The following is an 18,649-nucleotide window of genomic DNA, read 5'->3' as shown; positions in this document are numbered from 1 at the left end:
TCGGTCCTGAGGCGGCGATCCGAGAGCCGAACCCGCCCCACTCCGGGGCGACGCGGCGGTAATGCGCTGTCCATCGTGGGAATAGTTGACTAGGCTAAGCCTTCGTTCCCGATCGCCGGGACTGCGCAATCCTTGAGGACTCCTTTCCCCATGCTCGGCACCATGAGCCGCCTCTGGCAGACGGTCCGCCCCATCCGATTCCGCCTCTACCTGGGCCTGTTCAGCGCCCTCACCGCCTCCATCGTGGCGCTGATGATCCCTCAGGTCCTCGAATTCGTCGTCAACCGCCTCGAGACCGACGCCGTCGCCACCACCATCTGGACCGGCGGCGCGATCGTGCTCGCCCTCGGCCTGCTCGAGGCCGCCCTGATCTGGCTGCGGCGCACTTTCGCCGTGGCCCCCTCGACCACGGTCGAGAAGCAGATCCGTGTGGACTTCTACGAGAAGCTCCAGCACATGCCGGTCTCCTTCCATGACGGATGGGGCTCCGGCCAGCTGCTCTCCCGCATGCTCTCGGACATCAACCAGATCCGTCGCTGGATCGCCTTCGGCATGATCATGGCGGTGACCAGCTCGGTCACGATCATCGTGGGCATGGCCCTGCTGTGGCGCTCCTCCGGCATCCTCGCGATCATCTTCTTCCTGGCGGCGGTGCCGGTGTCGGTGATCGCCTACCGCTTCAACGTCAGCTTCTCCGTGCTCTCGCGCCGCGCCCAGGACCAGAACGGTGACCTCGCCACCACGATCGAGCAGTCGGTGCAGGGCATCCGCGTGCTCAAGGCCTTCGGGCGCGGCCCGTCGGCCCTGGAGGACTTCACCGAGCAGGCCGAGGAGCTGCGTCGCACCGAGGTGCGCAAGGCCACCGCGATCGCGCGCTTCGACATGTCGATGTTCATGCTCCCCGAGCTCGCCCTCGGCATCTCCCTGCTGGCGGGACTGTTCCTGACCGCGAACGGCTCGATCTCCACCGGTCAGCTGGCCTCCTACTTCGCCACCGCCACCCTGGTGGTGGGTCCGGTGCGGCAGCTCGGCATGCTGCTGGGCCAGGCCGTCAACGCCACCACCGCGCTCGACCGCCACTACGAGGTGATGGACGAGGCCAACACGATCACCTCGCCGCCGGACCCGACCCCGGTCGACCCCGCCCGCGCGGTCGGCGCCGTGCGCCTGGAGGGCGTCCACTTCCGCTATCAGGACGCCCCGGAGCACGTCAGCGACGTGCTCGACGGGGTGACTCTCGAGATCCGCCCCGGCGAGACCATGGCCCTGGTCGGGGTGACCGGCAGCGGCAAGTCCACCCTGCTGCAGCTGGTACCGCGTCTGTACGACGTCACCGGCGGCACGCTGTCCATCGACGGCGTCGACATCCGTGACATGGACCTGATCACGCTGCGCACGCTGACCGCGGTCGCCTTCGAGGACGCCACACTGTTCTCCGACTCGGTGCGGGAGAACGTGCTGCTGGGCGCCGACCCCGAACTGTCCGACGAGGAGCGCGAGCAGCTGCTCGACCTCGCACTGCGCACGGCCGACGCCGCCTTCGCCTTCGATCTGCCCGAAGGGGTGGACACGTCGATCGGCGAGGAGGGGATGAGCCTGTCCGGCGGCCAGCGCCAGCGCCTCGCGCTCGCCCGGTCCATCGCCGCCAAGCCCGCGGTGCTGCTGCTGGACGACCCGCTGTCCGCCCTGGACACCAAGACGGAGGAGATCGTCACCTCGCGTCTGCGCGAGGTGCTCGAGGGGACGACGACGCTGATCGTCGCCCACCGCACCTCGACCGTGGCTCTCGCCGACCGGGTCGCCCTGCTGGACCGCGGCCGCGTGGTCGCCGTCGGCACCCACACCGAGCTGCTGGAGTCCTCGCCCCGCTACCGCTGGGTGATCGCCAACCAGCAGGAGGAGGCCCGCCGCGACCAGGACATCGTGACCCTCACCGGGGAGCTCGAACTGCGGGCGATCCAGGAGGCGGCCGCCGGCGACGGCTCCGGGACCGAGACGTCCGGCGACCCTGCCGACCGCTCGAGCGGCGAGAGCACGGTGACGGCCGGGACCCCCGCTGTCGGGGCCCGACCGCCCGAGCGCGAGGACGGGGAGGAGCAGCGATGACCGCGACGCTCGATCATCAGGACCGCGACGAGCAGCACACTCCCAGCGCCGCGGAGAACAAGGCCTCGCGCCGTCGCTCCTTCGCCCTGCTCGGGGAACTGGTCTCCCCGGTCAAGGGCCAGTTCGTGCTGATGGGGATCATGGTGGTGATCGCGCAGCTGGCGGTCGTCGCCGGCCCCGCGATCATCGGCTGGGGCATCAACACCGGCCTGCCGGAGCTGTTGGCCGGCAACCCGATCCCGGCGATCCAGGCCGCGGCCCTGCACATCGCCGCGGCGATCGTCGGCGGTGTGCTGACCTTCGGGTATGTGCGCCAGTCGGTCGTCGTCGGCCAGCAGATGCTGCTGGCACTGCGGCGTCGCGTCTTCCGCTTCACCCAGCGCCAGGACCTCGAGTTCCACGAGAACTACACCTCGGGGCGGATCGTCTCGCGCCAGACCTCCGACATGGAGGCGCTGCGCCAGCTGCTCGACTCCGGCGTGAACGTCATGGTGGGCGCTTCGCTGTCGATGGTGTTCACGATCGTGCTGATCGTGCGGAGCGACTGGGTCACCGGCGCGGTGATGCTGGTGATGCTGATCCCCTGCGTGGTGCTGACGATGTGGTTCCAGAAGCGCTCCAGCATCGAGTACCGCGCGATCCGCACCCACTCGGCGCGGCTGATCGTCCACTTCGTCGAGGCGATGGCCGGGATCCGCGCCGTGAAGGCCTACCGCAAGGAGGAGCGCAACCAGGAGGAGTTCGACACCCTCGCCCAGGACTACCGCGACGCCTCGCTGCGCTCGGTCAACGTCTTCGGCATCTACCAGCCCGCGCTGCGCATCCTGGCGAACACGACCATCGCGGCCGTGCTGGTCGTGGGCGGCTTCCGCGCTCTCAGCGGGGACCTGGAGGTCGGCACGCTGGTGGCGCTCGTGCTGTACGCGCGGCGCTTCTTCCAGCCGGTCGACGAGATCGCGAACTTCTACAACGCGTTCCAGTCCGCCGTGGCGGCGCTCGAGAAGATCGCGAACCTGCTGGCCGTGCAGCCGCACGTGAAGGAGTCGCCGGAGCCGACGCCGCTGCCCGCCTCCAGCGGGAAGATCGACTTCGAGGACGTCTCCTTCCGCTACACCGCCGACGGCCCCCTCGTGCTGCACCCCATGGACCTGCACATCCCCGCCGGTCAGACCATCGCCCTGGTGGGGCAGACCGGCGCCGGCAAGTCCACCGTCGCCAAGCTCATCTCCCGCTTCTACGACGCCACCGAGGGCAGCGTGCAGCTGGACGGCGTGGACCTGCGCGACATCTCCATGGAGGACCTCACGCGCAACATCGTGATGGTCACCCAGGAGGCGTACCTGTTCTCCGGCACGGTCGCGGACAACATCGCACTCGGCAAGCCCGGCGCGAGCCGCGAGGAGATCGAGCAGGCCGCCCAGGCGATCGGTGCGGACTCCTTCATCGAGTCCCTCCCCTACGGCTACGACACCGACGTGAACAAGCGCGGCGGTCGGGTCTCGGCCGGGCAGCGGCAGCTGATCTCCTTCGCCCGTGCCTTCCTCGCCGATCCGCGGGTGCTGATCCTCGACGAGGCCACCAGCTCGCTGGACATCCCCTCGGAGCGGATGGTGCAGGAAGGGCTGACGAAGCTGCTGGGGCACCGCACCTCGCTGATCATCGCGCACCGTCTGACCACGGTGATGATCGCGGATCGGGTGCTCGTGGTCCACGGTGGGGAGGTCGTCGAGGACGGCTCCCCGCAGGAGCTGGTCGCCGCAGGGGGCCGCTTCGCCGCGCTGTACCAGGCCTGGCAGGATTCCATGTGAGGTGCGGGGCGGGACGGATCCCCCCGTGGCTCACGCGCCGAGCAGCGCCAGCAGCTCGTCCGTGACACCCTCGACCTCGACCGGCACGCTCGGCCGCCGGAACCGCTCCGGGGTGAGCAGGAAGCGCTGCTGGAGCACCGCCGGGCCGGGCTCACTGGACATCTGGGTGCCGTTGTCGGCGTAACCGCACCGGCGCGAGACGGCGAAGGAGGCATCGTTGCCGACCACGGCCGCGGACTCGGCGCGCAATGCCCCGAGGTGATCGAAGGCGAAGGTCAGCATGGTCTGGCGCATGAGGGTGCCGTAGCCCTTCCCGTGCGCGTCCAGCGTGAGCCACGATCCGGAGGCGACGGTACGGCGCTCGGCGAAACGGTGGGCGGTGATGTCCTGGCAGCCGATGAGGCGACCTCCGGCCCAGATCCCCAGGGGCAGGGTCCACGCGTCCGCGCTCAGCTCGGTGCGCAGTCGCCACTGGAAGTGCAGCGCCTCGCGCACTCGGGTCGCGGGCTCGTTGCGAGCCCAGCCGAACACGTGGGCGGAGTCGGGGTCCTCGAAGATCGGCCGACGGATCAGTGCGGCGTATTCCGGCAGGTCCGCGTCGGCGAGCGTGCGCAGGGTGAGATCCCCGGCCCTCAGGACAAGACCGAACGGCGGGTGGAGCGAGTCGAGCGACGGGAAGGCGGTCATCGCCCCAGAGTAGGGGGACGGTGCGGCGCGGGCACCTGGAATTCCGCTTCCGTCGAGAACTGGCGCTCTGGCGTGCACACTGGCCATATAGCCAGTGCGCATGCTCTGGCGCCAGTACTCGACAAGCGTCCAAGCGTGATGGCGGCGCCGCGTCTACAGGCGGCACCGCGTCTACAGGCGGCGCCCCGTCTACAGTGGGCGCCGCGTCTACAGTGGCGGTCATGGCGATCGATGTGCTGCTGACCGGCTTCGAGCCCTTTGCGGGTGCCGCGACGAACGAGTCCTGGGAGGCGGTGCGGCGCGCGGTGCCGGTGCTGCGCGAGCACGGGCTCTCGGTGGCGGCGTTCGAGCTCCCCGTCGAGTTCGGCCGCGCCGGAGACCTGCTCGCCGAGGCGGTGCGAGAGCGCCGGCCACGACTCGCCGTCGCCGTGGGCCTCGCCGCCGGCCGCACCGCCATCACCCCCGAACGGGTCGCGATCAACGTGCGCGATGCCCGGATCCCCGACAACGCCGGCGCCTCCCCGGTCGACGAGCCCGTGGTCGTAGGCGGAGCCGTCGGCCACTTCTCGACGCTGCCGATCAAGGCGATGGTCGCGGCGCTGGGCGCGGAGGGGATCCCGGGCTCGGTGTCGCAGACGGCGGGCACCTATGTGTGCAACGACGTCTTCTACCGCCTGCAGCACCTGCTCGCGACCGACGAGGGCTCGGCCGGCGTCCGCAGTGGCTTCGTCCATGTGCCGTCGGCCGACGTGGTCGACGTCCCGACGGCATCCCGCGCGCTGACCCATATGGTCCTGGCGGCCCGGAGCACCGGGGCCGATCTCGTCGAGGCGAACGGCGCCGAGCACTGAGCACTGAGGACTGAGGACGGCGCGACCGCCGTTATCAGCTCCTCGCGCATCAGTCCACGGCGCCTCCGGTCCTGTGGCAGGAATGTGCACATCGGCCGTGCTCGTGCACAGTCACGCTGCGTCAACAGGGTTCGTACGCCTGGGTCCAGAAGTTATCCACAACGATGTCCACAGACGTGGACGAATGACAGGGTTGTAGTTCCGCAGGTACCGGCCCTGTGGACGGCGTGTCGTACGAGAGGACGATCAGCGACCGCTCGCGGGCTGTCCATGGCCTCTCGCACGAACCATGCGAATCCGCGGTGCCCACCCATCACCCCAGGTCATACGCTCTACGGCGCGTGATGTCGCGTCCGCGGATTATGTCCGAATGCTCCGCCCCGACGAGAGGACCCGCTGGCCAGACACTGGTGCACCGCGGGGTCACGTGCCGTGACGGCGCGGCCCCTCCGTCCACTGTCCCCACCGTCTGTCCACAACGAACCCCCGGTTATCCACAGCAATCCCCCACCGCGCGCTCTTCATCCCCAATTGCGTCCACAACTGGGGATAATCACACCGTTGTCATTCGCCCCTCACGGGCTCGCTGTCATGCGCCTCGCGAGGGCGTCAGGCCGGGACGGTCAGCGTCTTGACGACGATCAGCACCACGCACAGCAGCACCATCGCGGCGACCGCTGCCGCATGCAGCAGGGCCGAACGCTTGGCCAGGGCCTGCCGGTCGGCCCCGGGGGTGGCCTTGGGGCGCAGGGCGAACAGGCTCGCGGTCAGCAGTCCACCGGTCACCAGTCCGCCCAGGTGCCCCTGCCAGGAGATGTTGGGGAAGGTGAAGGTGATGACGAGATTCAGCGCGATCAGCACGACGATCTGCGCGGTCTGCCCACCGAGGCGTCTGTTGACGATGAAGATCGCCGCGAACATGCCGAATACGCCGCCGCTCGCACCGAGGGTGCCGGAATACCAAGACTGTCCGATCGGATCGGAGAACAGGTAGACCGCGGTGTGCCCGCCGAGCACCGAGACGAAGTAGACGGCCGCGAACCGGGCATGGCCCATGGTCGGCTCGAGGTACTGCCCCACGATGTACAGCGCGTACATGTTCAGCAGGAGGTGCATGATCCCGCCGTGCAGGAAGCCTGCGGTCAGGAACGTCCACGGCATGACCAGCGCGTAGCCCGGCACGAACAGGCCCAGCCCGTAGACGATCGCGGGCAGGGCCATCTGCCCGAGGTATGCGAGCACGCACAGCGCCATCACCGAGTAGGTGACGACGGGCTTGCCGCGGCCCATGCCGCCGCCCATCGCATTGCGCGGCCGCGAGGCGGCCTGCTGCTTGGAGATCTCCCGCTCGCAGTCCACGCACAGCACGCCCACCGATGTGGGGCGCTGGCAGTCCGGGCAGGCCGGACGGTCACAGCGCTTGCAGCGCACATAGCTCACCCGGTCGGGGTGCCGGGGGCAGACCGGGGTCGCCTGCTGGTCCGGGTGGTCCTCGGCGCTGTAGCCGTAGCTGGGGCGTTCCATGGGTGCCATTCCACCATGGGGACCTGGAACGGCGCCGGGTCCGCGGCCAGGGGGCGCTGGGGCGGGGACGGGATGGACACGGCGACGCGGCGACACCGGCGTGAGACCGGCGGACGGGCGATCGCCGACGGCCAGGGAGTGGAGGCAGGTACGGAGTCAGGGTGCGGTGTACGGGAAGGCGGCGAAGAGCTTCTCGAAACGACGGTGCTGGGTGGGGCTGATCGGCCGCAGCGCGGTGAGATCCAGCGTCCGTCGCCCGGAGGATCCCTTGCGGGTCCAGGTGCCGACGACCTCGCCGCGGCGGATCGCGGACCGCTTGAAGACGCCGTTGTTGCCGGGAACGAGCGCGTGATGCCGCTCGGCGTCCATCAGGTAGAGCCGGTCGCGGTAGCCGAGCACGAGCTCGTCGAAGCCGGGCAGGAGCAGCTCCGTCATCGTGCTCTTCTCCGCCGTCGCGTACTCCTCGGCCAGTCCCGGGCTCCACCACAGCTGCTCGCCTGTGCCGCCGCGGGCCTCGGCCGCGGTGGTGTGGAGCCGGCCGTCGCGGTCGGCGAACCCGGTCTCGAGCTGGTCGGAGATCAGCGGGAGAGCGGCACGGAGTCTCCCCAGCGGCAGCTTCGACCACCAGGCGAGGTCCCGCTCCCCCGCCGGCCCGTGAGTGGTGAAGTAGCGCCGCGCGAGCTCCGCGACGGCCGCCGTCTCGTCGCCGCCGAAGGTCCCCTCGAGGTCGCTGCCCTCGGGCAGCCAGCTCTTCACGAGCACGACGGCGGTCTCCCCCTCCCGCCACGGACCATAGGCGGCGAGGCCGAAGGTGATCAGCTCGCCGAGCAGATGATAGCCGCGGCCCTGAGCGGTGGAGATCCCGGCGGCCTCCCACGCGGCGAGCAGGTCCTTGCGCAGCACCCCGCGGCCGACGCCAGGTGCCGAATGGGCGCCGGCGATCTCCTCCAGCACCTCCTGCGCCCGGCCCACGTGGTGGTCCTCGAGCTCGAGGTGTCCGCGGCGGCTGATCGCCGCGCGCAGCGGGGCGGCGGCGCAGAGCTCGGTGAGCCAGGCGAGGGTGTCGGCGGCGACGGCGAACACGGTGCCGCGCATCGGATAGCCGCGCACGATCTCGCCGCGGTCGAAGGCGGCGAGCACCGCCTCGAGGTCACCGCCGGTGCGCAGGGCCAGCGAGGCCATCACCCCGGGCAGGTCCTGGCCCTGATGGACACCGAAAGCGCGGGCGGCCCCTGCCGGGTCCGCGAAGCGCGGGGGACCGACGAGGCCCTGGGCGAGGATCCGGAGGCCGGCCAGATGTCGCTGCGTCATGCGCCGAGGGTAATCATCGCCACCCACGGCCGGCCCGCGAATACATCGAACGATTGATCCGGTCCCGACCTGGCGTCCATAGCGTGGGAACCACCCCGACCCGGGGTCGAACCCTCCGCCGCCACCAGCGGCTGCCGTCCGAAGGACCCACCGTGCCCGCACCCTTGCCCACCACCCGACATCGCCGCACCGACGATCTCGCCGCGACCGATCCGGCGACCGCCAATCTCCCTGCAGGTCGCCCAGCTGCCGACGGCACCGACCCCGGCACTGCGCCGGCCGGCCTCGTCGGCCGTCTCGGCGAGGGCCTCGCCGCCGCCCTCACCGGCCGCCGTTCCGCCTGGGTGATGCTCGGGGTGTTCATGGTGCTGCTGGTGGCCGTGGCGGGCGGGATGCGGGGCACCGGACCGGCCGCCGGCATGGACGCCCTGCCTGCCGGCTCCGAGTCCTCCCGCGCCGCGGCGATCGCCGATTCCCTCGAGGGCAGCCGGTACCAGCCCGTCTTCGCCGTGGTCACGCGGGACGACGGCGCAGAGCTCACCGCCGAGGATGCCGCCGCCGTCGAGACCCTGCGCGCTGAGCTCGCCGCGGTCTCCGGCCGCGAGGGCGTCGGCCCCATGCCCGCCGAGGACGGCGAGGCCGACCTCGTGATGACCACCATCGACTCCGAGGCCGACGAGGAGGCGATCGACGCGATGATCGCCGACCTGCGCGCCGCGGCCGACGGCTCCGTCCCCGAGCAGCTGAGCGTGTCGGTCACGGGCGGCCCGGCCGTCGGCTCCGACATCCGCGGCGCCTTCGCCGGCGCGGACTTCACGCTGCTGGCCGTGACGATCGCGGTGGTGGCCCTGCTGCTCCTGGTCACCTACCGCTCCCCGATCCTGTGGCTGGTGCCGCTGAGCATCGTCGCCCTCGCCGACGGAGCGGCCGGCGCCCTGACGTCCAGCCTCGGTGAGCGGTTCTCCCTCGCCTTCGACGCCGGCGTGATCAGCGTGCTCGTCTTCGGTGCGGGCACCAATTACGCCCTGCTGCTGATCTCCCGTTATCGCGAGGAGCTGCACGTGCATCGCGAGCACCGCGCCGCGCTGGCGACCGCCTGGAAGCGCACCGCCCCGGCACTCCTCGCATCCAATGTCACCGTGGTCCTCGCCCTGCTCACCCTGCTGGCCGCCGTCATGCCCGCCACTCGCGGGCTCGGCATCGCCGCAGCGGCCGGGCTGCTCCTCGCCCTGGTCGCGGTCCTGTTCCCGCTCACCGCGCTGCTCGCGGTCGTCGGCCGTCACGTGTTCTGGCCCTTCGTGCCCCGCCCCGGGAACGCCGGCGCCCGGCGGGACGACGCGGAGCACGGACCGTTCGCGGCCGTCGCCCGCATCGTCACCCGGCGTCCTGCCGTCGCGGCCGTGGTCTCGCTCGTGCTCATGGGGGTGCTGGCCACGGGTCTGATCGGCACCCGCGTCGGCCTCTCCCAGGACGAACAGTTCGCCTCCGCCACGGAGTCCTCGACCGGCTTCTCCGCGATGGCCGCGCATTACGGCGCCGGTGAGAGCGCCCCGCACCAGGTGGTGGTGCGCGAGGATCGTGCCGGCACCGTCGAGGCCGCGCTCCGAATCGCCGAGGCCGTGCCCGGCATCGACCGCGCCTCGGTCAGCGGCACCACGGACGGGGGCTGGGCCGTGCTCTCCGCCGTCGGCTCCGCGGAGCCGGAATCCCCGGCGGCCCTCGCCGAGGCCGAGGGCCTGCGCACCGCGCTGCATGCCCGCTCCGGTACGGATGCACTGGTGGGCGGTACGACGGCGAGCGCCATGGACGTACGCGCGGATTCCACGCGCGACCTGCTCGTGGTGGCCCCGATGATCCTCGCGGTGGTTCTGCTGGTGCTGGTCTTCCTGCTGCGGGCAGTGGTCGCGCCCCTGGTGCTGCTCACGATGAACGTGGCCAGCTCCGTCGCGGCGATCGGCCTGGGGCTGTGGGCCGGCCGGCTGCTGTTCGACATCCCCGCGCTCGATGTGACCGTGCCCCTGCTGGCCTTCCTGTTCCTGGTGGCACTCGGCGTGGACTACACGATCTTCCTGGTCCATCGCGCCCGGCACGAGGCGGCCGCGCACGGGACCACCGAGGGGATGGTGCGGGCCGTCGGCTCCACCGGAGTGGTCATCACCAGCGCGGGAGTGGTGCTCGCGGCCGTGTTCGCGGCCCTGGGGGTGCTGCCCCTGGTGGTGCTCGGCCAGCTCGGCCTGATCGTGGGCCTCGGCGTGCTGCTGGACACCCTCGTGGTGCGCACCGTCCTGGTGCCGGCACTGTTCGCCCTGCTCGGCGACCGGATGTGGTGGCCCTCGCGGCCCACCACGGCTCACCTCGCCTGACGCGGAACTGCCCGCCCCCTCGAGGGAGGGGGCGGGCAGCGTCGTCGCGTGGGGCGGACCGACCGCTCAGAGCCGTCGGGTCCAGCGGCGGATCACTTCTCGATGGTGACCTTCTCGATCACGATGTCCTCGAGGGGCCGGTCACGCATGTCGGTCTTGGTGGCGCCGATCTCGTCGACGACCTTCTTGGAGTCCTCGTCGGTGACGGCGCCGAAGACGGTGTGCTTGCCCTGCAGGTGCGGGGTGGGGCCGAGCGTGATGAAGAACTGCGAGCCGTTGGTGCCGGCGGGCTGGCCCGTGATCGCGTTCATGCGCTTGCCGGCATTGGCCATGGCCAGCACGTAGGGCTCGGTGAAGTTCTTCTCGGAGATCTCGTCGTCGAAGCTGTAGCCGGGGCCGCCGGTGCCGGTGCCCAGGGGGTCGCCGCCCTGGATCATGAAGCCGGAGATCACGCGGTGGAAGACCACGCCGTCGTAGAACGGACGGGTGGCCTTCTCGCCGCTCTCGGCGTCGGTGAACTCGCGGGTGCCCTCGGCGAGGCCCACGAAGTTGTCGACGGTCTTGGGGGCGTGGTCCGGGAACAGCTCGAGACGGATGTCCCCGTGGTTGGTGTGAAGAGTTGCGAACATGGCGCAATCCTCGCACAGACGCCCGCGCGCGAGAGCTCCGCCCCTGGCCGGCGGACCTCCCGGACGGTCCGTCGGTTCGGCAGGGAGCGAACCTGACCATTGCCCGAAGAGGTCCCGCGCTCCGTCGCGTTAGAGTTGTGCCACACGGGTCGCGTCATCCTCCGGATGCCCCGGCCCAGGGACCACCGTCGGCCCGACCCGGCGGATTCGACCGAAAGGGGAACCTCATGGCGCTGACCTCCAAGCGTGAAGCCAAGAAGGCCAAGAAGCAGGCCGAGAAGACCGCCGAGGCTGCCGGTTCGACCGCGCAGCGGGCCGAGAAGGCCGTCGAGGAGCTGCAGAAGCTCGCCTCGACCGTCGGCCCGGTCGTGTCCGAGGGTGCCCGCGAGGCCCGCTCCCGGGCCAACGACCTCGTCGATCAGTACGGTCCGGGCGTCGAGGAGCGCTTCCGCCAGCAGAGCGAGAAGCTCTCCGAGCTGTCCTCGTCCTTCGGCCCCCGCGCCGACAAGTTCAAGCAGGACGTGCAGGACGACTACCTGCCGCGCGCCCGCAAGACCGCCGAGACCACCGGCACGGTCCTGAAGGCCGCCGTCGACGCCGCCCGCAAGGAGCTCGACAAGGGCCAGGACGACATCAAGGCCGCCGCCCTGGTGCCCGAGCCGCCGAAGAAGAAGGGGCGCGCCGGGAAGGTGCTGCTCGTCCTCGGGCTGGCCGCCGCCGGCGCCGCTGCGGGCTACATCGCCTGGCAGAAGACCCGCCCGGTCGAGGATCCGTGGGCGCCGCCCGCGGACTTCGCCCGCGCGCACTACCCGGCCTCCGCCTCGTCCGACGCCGACTCCTCCACCGTCTCCGACACCGTCGGCTCGGCCGACGCCGGTGACGTGGCCTCGGCGCTCAAGGGCGAGGACCGCTCCTCGGACACGGAGCCCAAGGAGGTCAAGGTCGACTCCGACGCCGAGGAGTCCGCCGGATCCGACGACGAGAAGCGCGGCTCCCACCGCGGCGACGCCTGAGTCCCGCCTCGGCCCGCTGACCACGGAGAGTTCCGTGCACGGCGCGGCGATCCCGTCCTCGGACGGTGATCGCCGCGCCGTTCCTCTTCGGACGCCCCGGCTGCGCCTGGCCCCGGTCTCCGCGCCGGACCTCGAGGAACTGTTCGCCCTGCACGCGGACCCCCGCGCCTTCGCCGAGGACCTCACCGAGCCGCTCACCGAGCGGGCGCAGATGCGCTGGGTGCTTCGGCAGTGGCTCGAGAGCTGGCGACGCCACGGGACCGGCTATCTCACGGTGCGGGCGCGGGACGAGGCGACGGCCGGGCTCCCGCCCGGCCTGCTGGGCGTCGTCGGCCTCACCCCGCTCGAGCTCGAGGGGAGGCCCGCCCTCAGCGCCTACTGGCGCCTGGCCCCTGAGGTCAGGGGCCACGGCATCGCCACGGAGGCGATGCGGGCCGTGCTCGCGGATCCGCGGCTGGGTGCGAGCGACCGCGAGGTGGTGGCGGTGACCGCCGTCGGCAACGGTGCCTCCCGCGCACTGGCCACCCGACTGGGCTTCACCCCGGCCCCGCCGCAGCGCGAGGTGCCTGGAGGGCGCAGCGGCGACGTGATGCTCATCCGTCAGCGGTGATGGGAGCCGGCCCGCGCTCGCGCAGCTCTCTCAGATGATCTCCCCGTCCGGATGCGCGGCACCGACGGACCCGCCGTTTCCCGGCGCCGGCGCCGACTGGTGGGCCACCTACACTCGGAGGCCATGAGCGCCCCGACCGTCCCCCCGCAGCACCCGCGGGGCGCCGGACGGTACGCCCCCTCCCCCAGCGGCGACCTGCACCTGGGGAACCTGCGCACGGCGATCCTGGCCTGGGCCCTCGCCCGGCGCAGCGACCGCGCCTTCCACCTGCGCCTCGAGGACCTGGACCGGGTCCAGGAGGGCTCCGCCCAGCGGCAGCTGGAGGATCTCGTCGCGATCGGCCTGGACTGGGACGGCGACGTGGTGCGGCAGTCCGCCCGCGGCGCCTCCCATGCCGAGGCCATCGACCATCTGGTCGACCGCGGCCTCGTCTACGAGTGCTACTGCACCAGGCGGGAGATCCTCGAGGCGCCCAGCGCCCCGCACGCCCCGCCGGGCGCCTATCCCGGCACCTGCCGTGATCTCACGGAACCCGAGCGCGCGGCCGGCCGGCAGCGGATGCACGAGCTGCGACGCGAGCCCGCCCTGCGCCTGCGGGCCGGCACGACCACCTGGAGGGTGCACGACCTGTGGGCCGGCGAGGTCACCGGCACCGTCGACGACCTGGTGCTGCGCCGGGGCGACGGCGTCGTCGCCTACAACCTCGCGGTGGTCGTCGACGACGCGGCGGCGGGCGTGGATCAGGTGACCCGGGCCGACGACCTGCTCAGCTCCGCCCCGCGCCAGGCCCATCTCGCCCACCTGCTGGGGCTGCCCGAGCCGGGCTACGCCCACGTGCCGCTCGCGGTGAACGCCGCCGGGGCGCGCCTGGCCAAGCGGGACGGCGCGGTGACCCTGCGCGACCGGCTCGAGCGCGGTGAGAGCGCCGCGGACGTCGTCGGCCACATCGGTGACTCGCTGGGGCTGCCCGGGTGCAGGAGAGCGGCCGACGTGCTGGAGCGCTGGGAGCCCGGGTCCCTGTCGTCGCAGCCCTGGCTCGTGCGACTGGCCGACTGATCCGAGACCGTCGGCGACGTCGCCGGGCCGGGTAGCGTCGGGTCAGCGCCTCACGGCGCGGCAGACCGATGCGCTCCACGTTCCGCGCACCACACTTTTATGACTCACCGGTAACAAACTCAATACACAAATGTATCGTGAGGCTCGTGATGGGAATCCTTCGTGCTCTCCTGACCGCCGTCTCCTCCGCGCTCCACGCCATCCCGGCCGGGCTCGGCATCCTCGCACGCCCTCTGGGCAGGGGGTTCGCAGCGATCGGCCGAGGCCTCGCCGCCGTCGGCTCCGGTGCCGTCGCCCTGCTGCCGGGCGAGTGGAAGAAGCCGATCGCCGCCCTGTTCGTCGTCGGTCTCGCCCTGGTACCCCTGATCTATTCCGGCAACATGACGTGGTCGTTCCTCGACCCCAGCAACAACCTCGATCGGGTCACGGCCGCTGTCGTCAACGAGGACGAGGGCGCCACCGCGACGACTCCCGGCGGGACCGGGAGCGAGGACGGGACCCACCTCGACGTCGGCGCAGAATTCACCGACACGCTGCTGGACCTGGACGAGGAGAACGTCTACGACTTCGTCGAGGTCTCTCCCGCCGAGGCGCAGCGCGGCCTGGAGGACGGCACCTACGGCGCGACGGTGGAGATCCCTTCGGACTTCTCCGCGAACGTGGCCTCCCTCGGCGGCGAGGCCGAGCAGGCCGCCCCGGGACTGCTGACCGTCACCACCAACGACTCGGTCAACTACGTCGGTGGCAACTTCACGAAGTCGGTCGGCACGGCGCTGACCGACTCCCTGCGCGCGAACGTGCTCGAGGAGTACCTCGACAACATCTACATCGGCTTCACCAGCATCCATGACGGGATCGCCGACGCGGCCGACGGCTCCTCCGAGCTGGCCGACGGCTCCTCGGACCTCGCCGACGGCACCGCCGACCTGGTCAGCGGCAGCAGCGAGCTCGCCGACGGGACCGGTGAGCTCGCCGACGGTGCCGAGCAGCTCACCGGGGGTGCCGAGACCCTCCACGACGGCAGCCTCGACCTGGTGGTGGGGCTGGACCAGCTCACCACGGGTGCGGTGCAGCTGCAGGACGGCTCCGCCACGCTCAACGCCGGGGCGCAGCAGCTCAGCTCCGGGCTGGTCACACTCGACGAGAAGGGCCGCCCCCTGCAGACCGGGGCCGATGACCTGGCCGCCGGCACCGGTGAGATCGCCACCGGAGCCACCGACCTCGCGGGCGGTGCGAGCCAGGTCGCCGGCGGCACCCAGCAGCTCGACGACACCGTCGGCGCCGCCCAGCAGCGCCTCGACGAGCTCGGGGTGACCGAGGACAGCGTGCAGCGCACCAGCGACGACCTGGTCACGGCGCTCGACACCCTCGAGGACGCCGCGACCGCGGCCTCCGAGGGACTCGAGCAGCCCGCCACCGACGCGGGCGCCCTCTCCACGTCGGCCGGCACCCTCGACCAGACCGCGACCGAGGTGGACGAGACCGCGCAGACCCTCGCCTCGGACACCGCCGACCGCAGCGAGGATGCCCGCACCCTGCAGGACGGCGCCGCCGGCATCGACCAGGAGGTCACCTCCCTCGAGGACACGGTCCAGGGGACGAGCACCGCCACCGGGACCGCCGCCGACAGCGCCGCGACCTCGGCGGACAGCACCCGGGACTACACCGGGTCGGTCGACGACCTGGCCGCCCGCTGCGAGGAGTCGGGGGCCGAGGCCTCCTTCTGCGAGGAGCTCACGGGGGTCGCGGACACCTCGCAGCAGACTCGCGAGGAGGCCGATCAGGCCGCGACCGACTCGACCACCGCAGAGGAGTCCGCCACCGAGGCCTCCGAGCAGTCGGCCACCGTCGCCGACACCGCCGAAGACATGACCGGGTCCGCCGACCGCGTCACCACCTACCTCGACGACCTCTCCACCACCACCTCCACGCTCGCCGACGGCACCACCCGGATGGCCGACGCCACCGGCCCGCTCGCCGAGGACGCCGAGAGCCTCGAGACCGACCTGACGACGCTGCGCGAGGACACCGCCGCAGCCGCCCCGGATGCTTCGCAGGACGCCTCCGCAGGGGACCTGGCCGCCGACCTCGCCGACCAGGCGAGCACCGCGGCCGCCGCCGTGCCCGAGGCCTACGCGACCCTGGAGCAGGGCGCCGAGGACATCCACCGCCTGAACACCGGTGCCCAGGACGTCTCCACCGGTGCGGAGAAGCTCGCCGCCGCCACCGGGACCGCGAGCAGCGGTGCCGACGACCTGGCCTCCGGCGTCGGGCAGTACACCGACGGCGTGGGCACCGCCAGCACCGGCGCCGAGCGACTCGCCGACGGCTCCTCCGACCTCGCCTCCGGTGCGGATCAGCTGGCCGACGGCACCACCGAGGCCCGCACCGGTGCCAGCCAGCTCGCCGACGGCGCGGGTCGGCTCGCCGACGGCAGCAGCGAGCTCGCCGATGGGGCGCACCAGGTCGACGACGGGGCCGAGCAGCTGGCCGACGGCGCGGTCGACCTCGACGACGGCGCCGGGCAGCTGGCCGACGGCTCAGCCGAACTGCGCGACGGGCTCGAGGACGCCGAGGACGAGGTGCCCTCCTACACCGACGCCGAGAGCGAGGAGCTCGCCGGGACCGCCTCGGATCCGGTGCAGATGAGCTTCGAGCGCGACCACGAGCTGAGCCGCTTCGGCGAGGGCCTGGCCCCGCTGTTCCTCGCGATCAGCCTGTGGGTCGGCGGCATGGCGATCTTCCTGATGATGCCGCCGTTCTCCGCGCAGGCCGCCTCCCGCGGGGTGGGGGCGCTGCGGCTGCTGGCCGGCGGCGTCGTCCCGGCGTTCCTGCTGGGCCTGGTGCAGTCCGTGATCGCGGTCGCCGCCCTGCACTGGGGCGTCGGCATCACGATGGACGACCTGCCGCTGATGCTGGGGCTGGCCGGGGTGACGTCCCTGGTGTTCGTGGCGCTGAACCACGGGTTCGGGGCCCTGTTCGGCCCGATCGGGAAGTTCGTGGCCCTGGTGCTCGTGGCGCTGCAGATCTCGGGCGCCGGAGGCACCTATCCGACCGCGACGCTGCCACCGTTCTTCCAGGCCATCCACCCGTTCCTGCCGATGACGCACGCCGTGGACGCCTTCCGGGGTGCGATCGGCGGGGGCTGGATCGATCCTCGCGGCGATCTGCTGTGGCTCGGCGGCTGGCTCGCCGTCGGAATCGCGCTGGGACTGCTCGGGGCGATCGTGCAGCGGCGGCGCGCGCTGCGCGAGGCAGCAGCGCCCCCGCAGGACGAGGGTCTCGAGGCGGCCACGGCCTGACAGCCTGCGGGCTGGGGGCTGGGGGCTGCGGGCTGCGGGCCAGCCAGCTGAGGGCTGGGGGCTGGGCCAGCGGCCAGCAGGCTGGGGGCTGCGGACTGGATGGTGCCCGCGGGCTGCTAGCTGCTGAGCGACGACCTGGTGAGCTCCGCCATCACGCCTGGGTCCCTGTCGAGTACTGGCGCCAGAGCATGCGCAGTGGCCATATGACCAGTGCACATGCCAGAGCGCCAGTACTCGACCCCAGCCACCCCCTCCGCACCAGCCCAGGTTCCCCGGGCGCTCCGCCACCATCCCGCCGGACGCCAGGGCCGTTCCTCCCCCGAGGTGCCTCGTCCACAGCTGCCGCGCTCATCCCCCGCCGCCTTCTGAGATCCGGCTGTACTGCGGGGATGAGGATCCGAGGAATCGTCCATCGGCGCGATCTGCCCCTCCGCGGCATCTCCGAGACGGAGCGCCGGCGGCTTCTCCGACAGGGCCGCGTCCGGCGTGTCGCCACGTGGTATGTCACGCCCGAGGCCCCCGAGGACCTCCTGCCGATCCTGCAGCGCGGAGCTCGCGCCACCTGCCTGACGGCCGCCGAGCACCACGGCCTGTGGACCCCGCTGCACTCGGGGGCACATGTGTATCGGCCGCGCGGCCTGAGCCCTGATCAGCTCGGGGAAGAGGAGGTCGGTCACGGCCGGGGGCTGCGCTGCTGGCCCGACACCGACCCTGTCGCCGCCCTGCCGCTCGCCCTCGACCATGCGGCGCGATGCCTGTCGGCACCGGAGGCCGCGATCCTGTTCGAGTCCGCACTCCATCGCAGGAAGCTGTCCATGGATGCCGTGGCTCGCTGCGTGGCCGGGCTCCCCCGGACGCTGCGCACCCCGTTCAGCCGTCTCTCCTCCCGTGCGGAGTCCGGTACCGAGACCGCTGTGCGCTGGTGGCTGGAGTCCCTGCGGGTCACAGTCGTCCCTCAGGTGTGGATCCCGGCAGTGGGCCGAGTGGACCTGAAGCTCGGCACGAACTGGATCATCGAGTGCGACAGCGTCCGCTATCACGACAATCTCGAACAGTTCCACCGAGATCGCGCCCGTGACCTGCGACTTCGCGCGTTGGGTTTCGTGGTGACCAGGTTGACCTGGGAGCAGGTCTTCCTCGAGTGGGAAGCCACGTCGGAGCATCTGCTGACCGCTCTCCGCCGGCGCGACCATCGCAAGAAGCTCCCCCGCTGAGGCCGGTCAGTCGCGCACTCGTGGACGCCGCCCTCGAGGTGCTGCCCTGTGCTCGGCGCGCCAGTCTGGAGCTGGCAGGCACCCCGACGGAGGGTAAGTGGTCGAGTACTGGCGCCAGAGCATGCGCAGTGGCCATATGACCAGTGCACATGCCAGAGCGCCAGTACTCGTCAGA

Annotated in this window: 13 protein-coding genes; 9 read left to right on the top strand and 4 right to left on the bottom strand. The window is 71.6% G+C overall.

Annotation, left to right across the window (positions count from 1 at the left end):
* Window positions 1-150 precede the first annotated feature (150 nt).
* Window positions 151-2,106 carry an ABC transporter ATP-binding protein gene (locus tag JOF43_RS04965; protein ID WP_209899924.1) on the top strand — a complete coding sequence of 652 codons (1,956 nt, stop codon included), beginning with the start codon at window positions 151-153 and terminating at the stop codon, window positions 2,104-2,106.
* The gene (locus JOF43_RS04960) at window positions 2,103-3,914 is read left to right on the top strand and encodes an ABC transporter ATP-binding protein (protein WP_209899922.1); all 1,812 of its coding nucleotides are present in this window, start codon (window positions 2,103-2,105) and stop codon (window positions 3,912-3,914) included. Before JOF43_RS04965 ends, JOF43_RS04960 begins: the two co-directional genes overlap by 4 nt.
* 30 nt (window positions 3,915-3,944) lie before the next feature.
* On the opposite strand, the gene JOF43_RS04955 is transcribed toward JOF43_RS04960, so the two are convergent.
* Window positions 3,945-4,601 (bottom strand): GNAT family N-acetyltransferase, encoded by a 657-nt coding sequence (locus tag JOF43_RS04955; protein WP_209899920.1) that lies wholly within the window; start codon window positions 4,599-4,601, stop codon window positions 3,945-3,947.
* 221 nt (window positions 4,602-4,822) lie between these two features.
* Between JOF43_RS04955 and JOF43_RS04950 the strand changes: the two genes are divergently transcribed.
* Entirely contained in the window at window positions 4,823-5,452 is a 630-nt protein-coding gene (locus JOF43_RS04950) for a pyroglutamyl-peptidase I (RefSeq protein WP_209899919.1), read from the top strand.
* Between the two features lie 609 nt (window positions 5,453-6,061).
* Here JOF43_RS04950 and JOF43_RS04945 read toward each other — a convergent pair.
* Window positions 6,062-6,976 (bottom strand): rhomboid family intramembrane serine protease, encoded by a 915-nt coding sequence (locus tag JOF43_RS04945; protein WP_209899917.1) that lies wholly within the window; start codon window positions 6,974-6,976, stop codon window positions 6,062-6,064.
* A 156-nt stretch (window positions 6,977-7,132) separates the two neighbouring features.
* On the bottom strand, window positions 7,133-8,287 hold the full coding sequence (locus JOF43_RS04940; RefSeq protein WP_209899915.1) for a winged helix DNA-binding domain-containing protein: 1,155 nt from the start codon (window positions 8,285-8,287) through the stop codon (window positions 7,133-7,135).
* Window positions 8,288-8,439: 152 nt separating this feature from the next.
* Between JOF43_RS04940 and JOF43_RS04935 the strand changes: the two genes are divergently transcribed.
* On the top strand, window positions 8,440-10,650 hold the full coding sequence (locus JOF43_RS04935; protein WP_342592086.1) for an MMPL family transporter: 2,211 nt from the start codon (window positions 8,440-8,442) through the stop codon (window positions 10,648-10,650).
* A 92-nt stretch (window positions 10,651-10,742) separates the two neighbouring features.
* Here the strand turns inward: JOF43_RS04935 and JOF43_RS04930 are convergent, their stop codons facing one another.
* Window positions 10,743-11,279, bottom strand: a complete 537-nt coding sequence (locus JOF43_RS04930) for a peptidylprolyl isomerase (RefSeq protein ID WP_209899913.1) — start codon at window positions 11,277-11,279, stop codon at window positions 10,743-10,745.
* A 227-nt stretch (window positions 11,280-11,506) separates the two neighbouring features.
* Here JOF43_RS04930 and JOF43_RS04925 point away from each other — a divergent pair, with 227 nt between their 5' ends.
* The 5 genes from JOF43_RS04925 (at window position 11,507) to JOF43_RS04905 (ending at window position 18,474) form a co-directional block, all read left to right on the top strand.
* On the top strand, window positions 11,507-12,292 hold the full coding sequence (locus JOF43_RS04925; RefSeq protein ID WP_209899912.1) for a hypothetical protein: 786 nt from the start codon (window positions 11,507-11,509) through the stop codon (window positions 12,290-12,292).
* A 34-nt stretch (window positions 12,293-12,326) separates the two neighbouring features.
* Complete coding sequence (locus tag JOF43_RS04920) at window positions 12,327-12,902, top strand: GNAT family N-acetyltransferase (RefSeq protein ID WP_209899910.1); 576 nt, start codon at window positions 12,327-12,329, stop codon at window positions 12,900-12,902.
* Window positions 12,903-13,025: 123 nt separating this feature from the next.
* Window positions 13,026-13,958 (top strand): tRNA glutamyl-Q(34) synthetase GluQRS, encoded by a 933-nt coding sequence (gluQRS, locus tag JOF43_RS04915; protein WP_209899908.1) that lies wholly within the window; start codon window positions 13,026-13,028, stop codon window positions 13,956-13,958.
* Between the two features lie 149 nt (window positions 13,959-14,107).
* Window positions 14,108-17,260 (top strand): YhgE/Pip domain-containing protein, encoded by a 3,153-nt coding sequence (locus JOF43_RS22915; RefSeq protein ID WP_209903088.1) that lies wholly within the window; start codon window positions 14,108-14,110, stop codon window positions 17,258-17,260.
* Window positions 17,261-17,649: 389 nt separating this feature from the next.
* Window positions 17,650-18,474 carry a hypothetical protein gene (locus JOF43_RS04905; RefSeq protein ID WP_245354014.1) on the top strand — a complete coding sequence of 275 codons (825 nt, stop codon included), beginning with the start codon at window positions 17,650-17,652 and terminating at the stop codon, window positions 18,472-18,474.
* The last annotated feature ends 175 nt before the right edge of the window (window positions 18,475-18,649 follow it).

This window comes from Brachybacterium sacelli (genome assembly GCF_017876545.1).
Lineage (GTDB): Bacteria > Actinomycetota > Actinomycetes > Actinomycetales > Dermabacteraceae > Brachybacterium > Brachybacterium sacelli.
This window is presented reverse-complemented; position numbering and strand designations above follow the sequence as displayed.